Source organism: uncultured Bacteroides sp., from assembly GCF_905207245.1.
In the GTDB taxonomy this organism is placed as follows: Bacteria; Bacteroidota; Bacteroidia; order Bacteroidales; family Bacteroidaceae; genus Bacteroides.
Window position 1 is genome coordinate 1 of record NZ_CAJLKP010000124.1, and the last position, 9,889, is coordinate 9,889.

6 protein-coding genes are annotated in these 9,889 nt (G+C 45.4%); 3 read left to right on the forward strand and 3 right to left on the reverse strand.

Features of this window, described 5'->3' with window-relative positions:
• Nucleotides 1-296: 296 nt before the first annotated feature.
• The 3 genes from QZ135_RS23250 (at nucleotide 297) to QZ135_RS23260 (ending at nucleotide 2,227) form a co-directional block, all read left to right on the forward strand.
• Nucleotides 297-1,751, forward strand: a complete 1,455-nt coding sequence (locus QZ135_RS23250) for an RNA-binding domain-containing protein (protein ID WP_294615226.1) — start codon at nucleotides 297-299, stop codon at nucleotides 1,749-1,751.
• 99 nt (nucleotides 1,752-1,850) lie between these two features.
• Nucleotides 1,851-2,069: a helix-turn-helix transcriptional regulator gene (locus tag QZ135_RS23255; protein WP_294615229.1), complete on the forward strand. Its 219-nt coding sequence runs from the start codon at nucleotides 1,851-1,853 to the stop codon at nucleotides 2,067-2,069.
• The gene (locus tag QZ135_RS23260; protein ID WP_294615232.1) at nucleotides 2,066-2,227 is read left to right on the forward strand and encodes a HipA N-terminal domain-containing protein; all 162 of its coding nucleotides are present in this window, start codon (nucleotides 2,066-2,068) and stop codon (nucleotides 2,225-2,227) included. The genes QZ135_RS23255 and QZ135_RS23260 overlap by 4 nt, the downstream gene beginning before the upstream one ends.
• Nucleotides 2,228-2,315: 88 nt before the next feature.
• Here QZ135_RS23260 and QZ135_RS23265 read toward each other — a convergent pair whose 3' ends face one another.
• The 3 genes from QZ135_RS23265 to QZ135_RS23275 form a co-directional block, all read right to left on the reverse strand.
• Nucleotides 2,316-3,767, reverse strand: a complete 1,452-nt coding sequence (locus tag QZ135_RS23265) for a TlpA disulfide reductase family protein (RefSeq protein WP_294615235.1) — start codon at nucleotides 3,765-3,767, stop codon at nucleotides 2,316-2,318.
• Nucleotides 3,768-3,800: 33 nt separating this feature from the next.
• Nucleotides 3,801-9,428 carry an alpha-2-macroglobulin family protein gene (locus QZ135_RS23270; RefSeq protein ID WP_294615238.1) on the reverse strand — a complete coding sequence of 1,876 codons (5,628 nt, stop codon included), beginning with the start codon at nucleotides 9,426-9,428 and terminating at the stop codon, nucleotides 3,801-3,803.
• A gap of 179 nt (nucleotides 9,429-9,607) precedes the next feature.
• Nucleotides 9,608-9,889, reverse strand: a 282-nt coding sequence (locus QZ135_RS23275) for a DUF3836 domain-containing protein (RefSeq protein ID WP_294615241.1), incomplete at its 5' end; no start/stop codon positions are given.

Here is a 9,889-nt window from a genome sequence, read left to right on the forward strand (position 1 = left end):
TTAGAAATTAAGTTCGTTTTCATAATCGTTATTTTTTTATTGTTATTACTTCTTGATTTTTAAAAGGAAGTTTTTGTCAACCGCCTTCGACTATATATAGTCAATTGCCGTGCCAAAGCAATAAGATACTGATTATCAACGATTATACTTTTTCAGAGAGTGTTCGTAAACGGACAAGTGTCCGCACAAAAGCGGACAAACAAGAACAAATAGATTCAAAGTATAACAGATTTGTATGCCTTAAAGTACTATAATAGCAAACAAAGTATTACTTTTACCTCATAATAATAAAAATTATGACTAAAGAAGAACTACTACATAAACTCACTGACATTGAATGGAATGATTTTGAAGTAAAATCCGCTCAAACCGAACTTCCCAAGAATATTTGGGAAACTGTATCTGCTTTTGCCAACACTTCCGGCGGATGGATAGTGCTTGGAATAGAAGAAAATAGAAAAAATGGAATAAGCCAATACCAAATATCAGGAGTAAAGAAACCTGAAAAACAGGAACAAGATTTTATAGGCACACTTCGTTCGCAGACAAAGTTTAACCTTCCAATTCCTGTACAAGCCGAAAAATACATTATTGACGGAGTTGATGTACTTGCATTTTACATCCCTTCATCTCCCATCAAACCTGTATATTTTAATAATAACCTAAGCAATACTTTTATACGTACCGGAAGTGGAGATCAACGAGCAACTGAGATGGAAATCCTTGCCATCCAGCGAGATCAAGCCTTTGGTAGTCGCTCCGAACAAATCATACCCAATACAACACTTGAGGATCTTAATCCTTCATCACTTCAGACTTTTCGTCGCCGCATCCAAGAATTCAATAATGAATTTGCTTATAACAACCTTGACGATAAGACTTTTTGCCAAAAAACAGGGATTACTTATAATAATCAACTCACTTACGGTAGTCTTCTTATGTTAGGAAAAAGAGATGTGGTTCAAAGTATTATTCACAATTTTTGGATAGATTATATTGAAATTCCCGGTACTTCTTATCAAGATGCCCCCACTCGATATACTTATCGTATGCCGGAACAGGAGAATATTTGGGAATACTACCAAGTCTTAATACAACGCTTACGTTTATATGTTGATGCCCCCTTCAGTACAGGACCTGACGGGTTTTCACCAGATGACAATTCCCAACTTTATGCCCTCCGGGAAGGTTTGGTCAATTTATTGGCACATGCCGATTATTTTAGCCCTATGCATTCGACTATTCGTGTATTTGATAATCGCATAGAATTCCAAAACCCCGGTCGTTTCTATATTGATCTCAATCGCCTCAAAGAGCAAATAATCTCAATGCCACGCAATCCCAACATTATCAAACTTTTCCGCTATGCCAAGCTCTCTGAAAATGCAGGCTATGGAATAGACAAAATACTCAAATGGGAATTGCTTACAGGCCAAAAGGTAAGTTTCGCAACAGATATGGTCTGCTCTATGGTAACTTACTTCCGTCCTATACAAAGCGGGAAAACAGCCGAACAAAGCGAACAAACAACCGAACAAAGCGAACAAACAACCGAAAAGAATGAATATTTGCAAATTCTCAATCTAATGAAAGAAAATCCCTCTATTACCCGGAAGGAGATTTCCGAAAAACTTGGTCTTTCAGAATCTGCAATTCAAAGACGCATAACTTACCTAACCAATAATGAAATGCTTTCCCGCATCGGAGGAAGGTATAGCGGAGTCTGGAAAGTGCTAAAAGAAATACCATAATAATAGAACGGGCTAACAGGAAATAGAAAAGAACTATTTATACCCGATATGGTATAAATAACAATATAATTATTATATTTGTACCCAAACGGGTATAATATGGAATATATGACTTTAGCAAAATACGTAAAAGAGATACGCAAGCAACATGAACTTACACAAGTTGACTTATCAGAAAAGTCCGGCGTAGGCCTCCGCTTTATCCGCGAATTAGAGCAGGGTAAGCAGACCTTAAGATTGGATAAAGTAAATCAGGTATTAAATCTTTTTGGAATGGAAGTAGGCGCTGTTCCAATACCCCAAAACACTGAATTATGAAACAAGCATTAGTTTATCTACGCGATTATAAAGCCGGAACATTGACAGAAGATGAAAACGGATATACATTTCTGTACGACAGAGACTTCTTGCAATCTACTCATGCAGAAGCAATCAGCCTGACTATGCCGCTAACTGATAAGTCTTATAAACAATAAATTATCCATTATAAAGTGAGGGAAGCCCCAATAACTTCCCTCATACCACATATCGGCCTGATATACCTACCTCTACCCGATTCTCCCCTTACTTCAAGAGGGCATCAATCTTTGCTGCTGTCTTCGGATAACTGGGTCTTAATGCAGTGCCATAATCCACTATAACCCCATCATGGTTAATCAGAAGGAATTGCGGTATGCTGTTCATGCCCCAATGCTTCATGATGCGGTGATAGTCATCGGAGGTCGCCCAATCTTCCGAATAGACGCATTCAATATTCTTCCCCTGTAGAGAAAAGCGTTCCAGAACCTTATGGTATGCCTCCCTGTCTCTACTTCCACAGATACTCACCATTACCACATCATTGAGAGAATACCGTTTCCGCAATTCCTTCAAAGGCTCCATTTCTGCCAGACAAGGGGGACAAATCACTCCCCAGAAATCAACATAAATCACCTTGCCTGCATACTTTTCCAGAAGATTATATACAGGAATCATAAACGGCATGTCCTTCCTGGCAGCCGCCTCATCAGCATTATTGCCATAGAGCATATGGTGGGATACCTTTTCGGGAGCTTTCAGATAATCTACTTTATCCTCATATAATTCAAGTATGGGTTGCCTCAAATGGGGAGCCTGCACTATAGAGTCGAACTGAAGCCTGTAATCAGCCAGACAAAGCGTATCGTTGTGGCATAAAGGAACGGCCACGTGTTGGAGATATAAATAGGGCAGGATAGCATTATCCTTGCAATCCTTAATAAGATCTGCTAACTCAAAATCGCTATATTTTTTTCTGGTGTGATTGTAATAGAGGAAAAAATTCACCGTTTCAGCAAGCGGAAACAGACCGGCAAAAACGGTTTTCCCCGAAAAGAGAGGGTTAAGTTTTAACAACAATGCCATATACAGACTAACGTCCTTACCCTCCGACGCCTGTGACGCAGCATATCTAAAGAGTGCATTATAATAATCTATCCACAGCAAATCTGCCGTATATTCTTCAACCTCAGCACCCGGAGAATGTTCCTTCAGGAAGTCGGCACGACGTTCCCAACGGCTGGTATGCTCTTCTCCCAATTCCTTCTCAAATTCTTCGAAAGTACTCCTTGGATTACAATAATAAGGGCCACGATAATATCCACCTAAAGTGAAAAGAGCCATATATTGATTCAGTGTACCGGAAGTTCCCGTAATCTTGGGAGACAGCAAATCACTGAAGTCAATCTCTACAAACAGGCTATCACCCGGATGTACAAACAAGTGCTCCGCATAATTGCGAAGAACAACTTCACGAACGGGAGCGTAAGGACTAAAACGGAAACTAAAAGTACCGTCATCCGCTATGGGAGAAGTGTAAACAGTCTCCATCTCAGACAGATAAGGTATCACAAGCGTCACTTCCTTTTCCTTCGGATAGACCTCCCTATTCAAGACACGGCCCGAGATTACCACCTCTTTTGCCAAATCCTCATTATCCCCCTGAGCTTTACAGCTAAGGAAAGATAAAAAAGCAATCAGTAAGCATAGATGCTTCATACGCATTTTATGATTAATAAATGAATAATAATTTCAACGAACCGTTACAGACAGACTCTTTATATGTCCGCCAAACTCGGGTGCATAAGCCGATTGCACGGTGGCAATACCGGTCTGGTAAGTTCCCGGACGGTCTATATAGACTTTGTACTCTATCTGAACAATGCCCTTCCTCAGTTTATCAATAAAGAATTCGGCAGAAGCATCACGCATCACCTGATAATAGCCGATAGCATCGGAATGGCGATATCCCGACAACGCCTCCTTTGGCTCCATGCAAGCGGCACGCGTATCTTTTATCTGAATGAAATCCATATCCCGGTCTGCTTTCACTGTCAGCCGGACGGTAAGTTCGTCTCCCACATGCAAATCTGTTTTTGAAGAAACTTCCTTGCCATCTCTATAATAAGTACGGGTGATTTTCAAACCGTTACCTTTTGCAGATTGCAATTGATCCATATCTTCCAGATATTGGGCATATACAGCCCCCCAGCCTATCCCTGCACCCGTGTGCGCTATTTCTATTTGCCGGGTTTCAGCCTTATCACCGGAGAACGAACGGCGGACATAACCTAATGCATCATCGGGAGTCACCACTTCTGTTCCGGCTATTTCCGCTTTCATAGCGCTGCTCTCTGCTAACTGATTATCATCTCCACCCAGGAAAGCATATACGGCATCGGCAGTAGCTACCGGATTGTCCCAGGCCTGCACTTGCTTCTGTTTAAGCAACCATTGCTTCATTTCGGCAACCGCCAACGGTTCTTTCAGAATGCCGGACAGGACTTCGATGGCGACCACCTGCGTCGGAATTCTATAACTGTTCCGGGAGTAGCGAGCTTTCGGAGTATCGAAATAACGTCCCATCCCGGGTGTGGTAACGGAATATTCCAGAATGGAGCGGGCAAGTTCATTCGCTTTGGTCGTTTTACCTGCTTTATGCAGTAGGGTAGCGATAAGCGCCCTGTCATAAATGGCATCAGCCGGAGGGGCTGCTTCCAGTTTGCCAATCATATACGAGTAGGCTGTTTTATCGGCCCGCTTCGCAACTTGCGCATCCAAAGCACAGATATACAGGTAATGCAGGGATTGCTCGCCGGGCAATCTATCCTTATCGCCCTTCTTTTCACTTTCCTTCATCTGTCTGTATTCATCCAGCCATTGGCTATGGAGATAATTCACCGCCTTTTCGTACATTCCCTGTAGCGGAGCAACAGACGCGCCCATCGTCCGGAGCCGTGCCAGCATTTCTACAATCCGAGTGGTGACGTAGCGGTTGCCCGACATCCCTTTATACCAACTCCAGGAGCCGTCGGGGAGTTGCAATGCTTCCAGACGGGATGCTGCAACCTGATTACGGTTGCCCATTGTGTTCAGGTCGAACAGAAGCGCTATGCTTCTTTTCTGCTCCGTCTCGTTGAGGGCATCCGCCAGCCAGGGAGTTTCTTTAAGCAGCAGGTCTTTCAGGTCTTCTTTATCACTGAGATTGCCTGATGATGAACCGCCCTGCGCTTTCCAGCTTTCGAACACCTGCCGGATGCGGGGATGGGCATTGATAATGGTTGTGGATAGTGAATTGGCATAGTAAGCACTTGCCCACGACAAGGCATCTTCATTCAAAGGATTACCAATGACGGGCAAAGCCTGTATAGCATACCAATCGGGATTGGCAGTCAGTTCCACCGTCAGGCATTTATTGGTGGCGGTTTTGCTTCCGTCATTAAACAAGCCGTCCAATGCAACCGATTTACTTTCCGCACCGTTCAATTGCACGGGTATTGCCTCAGTCACCCATTGTTTATCAGACAGAACCGGAAGATAATGCTGCTCGCCATCACTGAAATTGCCTCCCTCGGCAATAATCCGGCAAATCCAGACCGTAGTTTCATCCGGGGTTTCCAAATCAAAAGATACGGAAACGGTTGCTCCGGCAGCCGCACTGAATTCGTGTTCGCAGGTTGACAGAACCCGGTTTGTTTGCGGGTCAACCAGTTCCATTCGGGCTGTTCCCCGGATGTTTTCTTCCGACAGGTTGATTATTCCTGTACTGATGACCGGTTTATCGTTCACACGGATAAAACGGGGCATATTGGGTTGCACCATAAACGGCTTGACGGCTTTTGCCCGGGCTGTTATCTGTCCGTAATCCATACCCCGGGTATGGGCAAGCCCCATGAACTTCCATTCGGTCAGGCTTTCGGGCAAAGTGAAAGACAGGCTTACGACTCCATTCGTATCCGTACGGAGGGCGGGATAGAAGAAGGCTGTTTCTGCAAAGTTTTGCCGGAGAGGAACGTATGGAGAACCATCGTCCAATGCCACAGCGTCAGAGCATTCAAACACCGCTTCAACGGAATTTCCGTCTTCCACTTCAAAACCGTCATCCGGCGGGGTTTCAGCATCAAGGCTGATAGCTGCGGACTTCATCATCCTGCTATCCTGCTTTACACGGAAACCGCCCTCAGGACGCGGAACCCGCCAGAAAGGAGTATTCAGGGTGCTATACACATCCCACCAACGTAGGCCGCGCAGAGTGCTGCCCGCATAGGGGAAGTTGCTGTACATCCAGATGGAATGACCTGAGAATATCAGGTTGGCACGGACACCGGGAGTGGAACGGGGAAAGTTCAGGTTGAAAGCCCAGTCATTGACGTACAGTTTATCGAGGGAAGCGTCATAAAGAGTGGCAAGCAATTGCGCATCGGCCGCTTTCTTGTCGGGATGCGTGATTTGGAGCTGCCATTCTTCCTTTCCTCCCGGTTGCAGCTTATCACGGAAAGTAATCCATTTCAGTTGCAGACTCTTATCCGGGCGGGGACGGGATATCTGCACTTGCTTGGTGTATAGTTTGCCCTCGCGCATAAAGGCGAAGTTCACGGTGATGCCGTCTCCATATTCCGGTTTATAGGGATAGGTGAACTGCCGGATTTCATTATTGAGAACCATCCGTTTGGATTCAATGCGCTTGTCGCCACAGAAGACATCGTACAACAGATAGACATCTTTCTCACTGCTGCCCACATACAGGCTGACGGGATACCCGTCATTAAATTCTGTCCCGTCCTGATAGAACCACTCCGGTGAATGTACCGGCAGGTGACGGTCTGCCAACGAAAAGAGAATGAAATCCTGCCGTGCCGTGCAGGTTCTTCCCTGCCCGTCGAGGGCTGACACTTCCATAGTGTAACGTCCCGGAGCAAGGGCCAGTATATCGTCGGGAACAAAAGAGCGGCGGGTTTCTACTGTGCGGCAGCATACCTCATTGGTTTTGTTTCCTTTTTCGTCCAAAGCATACACCACGCAAGTGGCTTGAAGCGTTACGGGCTGCCGGTTTAGATTCATAGCCAAAACCTGTATGGTTTCCCGTTTCTCGCGCGCCACCTTTGGGCGCAGACCTTTAATCTGTAAGGCTACGGACTGTTGCCCTACAGGTAACGACAAAGTACCGCTTTCCACCTCTCCGGTCAGGTTGATGACCTCAGCCGTAATTTTGTAGGTGTAGTAACGCCCCGGTCGGTCGGGCTTGAAATCATCCGGTTTGCGCAGAAAGACCGGGAAGCGGAAGTTACCGGCTGCATCAGTCTGCACTTCACCTACTGCCAGAACAGTTTCATGGTCCGAAATCCTCCAGAATTCATTCTCCGAACGGGTGAGTTTATAATTGAGTCTGCACAATCCTACCGGAACGCCTGCAAATGTTTTTGCTTCGCCGCTAACTAATACGGTATCTCCCACGTTATAAGTGGCCTGATAAGGATGGAAGACTACATCAAACGTCGGACGCTTGTATTCATCCACACGGATATAACGGTTTTCACCGCTTTCTACCGACAGTTCAAACTCTCCCGGGAGAAGTGTTTCGGGAAGCACGAAGTCGCCGTAAAAAGCCCCGAATTCGTCTGTAGCAAGAGATAGTTTGCCAATCTCCTGCCGGTTGGCATCCCGCAGCACTAACTCCTTGCGGACTCTTGAGAAGATGCGTATCGAATCGCCCGATTGCTCATACGCTATTCCCGAAACATGCACCACCTGCCCGGGACGGTACAAAGCCCGGTCGGTGAAGAGGGAAACATGCTTTTCCCACTTCCGGGAGGCAGGCACATGATATCCCGCACCCGAAAAACCGGCATAGCTGATTTCCATATAGTCGGCACCCGGCTTACGGACGTTTATTCCCAGCCAGTTTCTTTCATCGGGCGGGGTAAGGGTAACAGTTCCTTTGCTGTCTGTAGGATAAGCCTTCAGCAAACGATAACCTTCTCCCTGCGACACACGGTAATACGCTACTTCCGTGCCTGCCACCGGATGTCCCGTCAGGCGGTCGATGATATTGATTTCCTGTTTTCCGCCGGGCAATCCCAAGGATATGGCTTGCAGGGAGGAAACATAAGCTTTTCCATAAGCTGTATACTTGCGATAGGCGTCGGGGATAGATTTTAATATATAAATGCCTTCGGTGGGAAATTTGTAATGCAGCAAGGTATCTGTTTCCATATAATCGGGGGTGGCTGCCAGTTGATAATGGCGGGTGCCGACCAATTTACCGTATTGACTTACGGTGGAAGCAGTTATTTCCCTTTCCAGGATATTACTTGTGACGGGCAGGTTCATCCGGTAAAGTTCTATGGTCAGCCCGGTCAGATTGCGGTATTTTACTTTCAAATCCACTTCCCTTGCCGGATAAGCAAAGGGAATTTCTACCATCAGCCGGGGAGTGAGCACTTCTGCCACTTGTTCTTTCAAATCATTGGCAGAGGGTGATTGGGGATATTTTTTTAGTCCGGTTTGGGCGGCATGCAATTTGGCGGTATAATCCTGCATCCTATCGTAGCGTTCTGCCAGTTGGCAATATACCTCTCCGCAAAGTGGAGAAGCGGAGAACTCTTCGGCCCATTGTTTCAGGAGGGCTATTACTTGTTCGTCGGTCAGCCTCAACTTTTCATTTACACCGCCGCGACTGATGTCATTCCCTTGGTAATTCAGTTTATCGAGCATTAGCAATAGGCGGGCATCCGTCATGCCTTGCTGTTGGTAAAAGTCAATCAGCCCGTCATAAGTGGACAATATCTCGGTTTGCGTTTTTTCGGCTAATACGGGATTAACAATGAAATAGCCGTTCAGCCGTGAGATGGCCTGCCGGGCAAGCAACTGATACATATTGTTGCCACAGTACTTCTCGCTCAGTTCTTTGCTGACAGTCATCGGGCGGTAATCCGCAGCAGACTTCCGGGAAAGTATATCTTTATCTTGCAGTGAAAGGCGGAAATAAGTGATAGCAGCGTCTATGGCAGCTTCATCTCTCTTGCCAGTATCAAGGAGATAATATCCCAGCAGATGATTCAGTATAGCTTTATACACCGAATCTTTTTCTTCCGCCACCCAGGTTTTCAGTCCGGATAATTCACGGTCCAGACTATCGGGAGTGATGTCGATAGATAAGGATGCCTTTGTCAGATGGGCTTTCATCATTTGAGGCATGTTCTTTTCCTGCTTGGCGTGCTCGTAAATCTTTTGCAATTCTTTGATTGCAGATTCAGGCAACTGCTTTTGTTCCAGAGCTTCAACCTGTTTCCACATTTGTTCGTACGACTGAGCGGAAACCCGAAGCGGCAGGCAGATAAGAATACTTATGATGCCAGCCCAATAAAACATATTTTTCATCTGTGTTTTGATTAATGTCCGACAATTAACAGGTTCATTCACAAAGATATATTTTTTATCCGTAGGGTAGTAAAGCTGTTCAGACTTAATAACATAACAAATGCCAATAACAAAAGAAACCGGCTATCGGGAAACGCCTCATTCCCAATAGCCGGTTTACCCGAGAAAACTATTCGCTTTTATTTTGTACTTGCTAACATTAAAGTAACATTATCATCATTCAGTTCATAAACAGTTTTTTCAACATTGCTGTTGTAAGCGTTGCTCTTGGAGTTCCAACGGGCGTAGCTCACTTCAATTTCATGATTATTATACTCCATATTCATTTTGAAGTAAGGAACCCAGGCTTCTTTTACGCTGTCCCACTTGGAAGCTTCCTTGCTGGTTACGCGGTTTTCGTTATCGTAAGTATACGTGTAGCGGAGGTGGCGGAACAAGCGACCGTCTTCGTTCTTGAAGAT

Coding starts and splice junctions, on each gene's coding strand:
- QZ135_RS23250 (WP_294615226.1), top strand. CDS start 297: ATGACTAAAGAAGAACTACTACATAAACTCACTGACATTGAATGGAAT.
- QZ135_RS23255 (WP_294615229.1), top strand. CDS start 1,851: ATGGAATATATGACTTTAGCAAAATACGTAAAAGAGATACGCAAGCAA.
- QZ135_RS23260 (WP_294615232.1), top strand. CDS start 2,066: ATGAAACAAGCATTAGTTTATCTACGCGATTATAAAGCCGGAACATTG.
- QZ135_RS23265 (WP_294615235.1), bottom strand. CDS start 3,767: ATGAAGCATCTATGCTTACTGATTGCTTTTTTATCTTTCCTTAGCTGT.
- QZ135_RS23270 (WP_294615238.1), bottom strand. CDS start 9,428: ATGAAAAATATGTTTTATTGGGCTGGCATCATAAGTATTCTTATCTGC.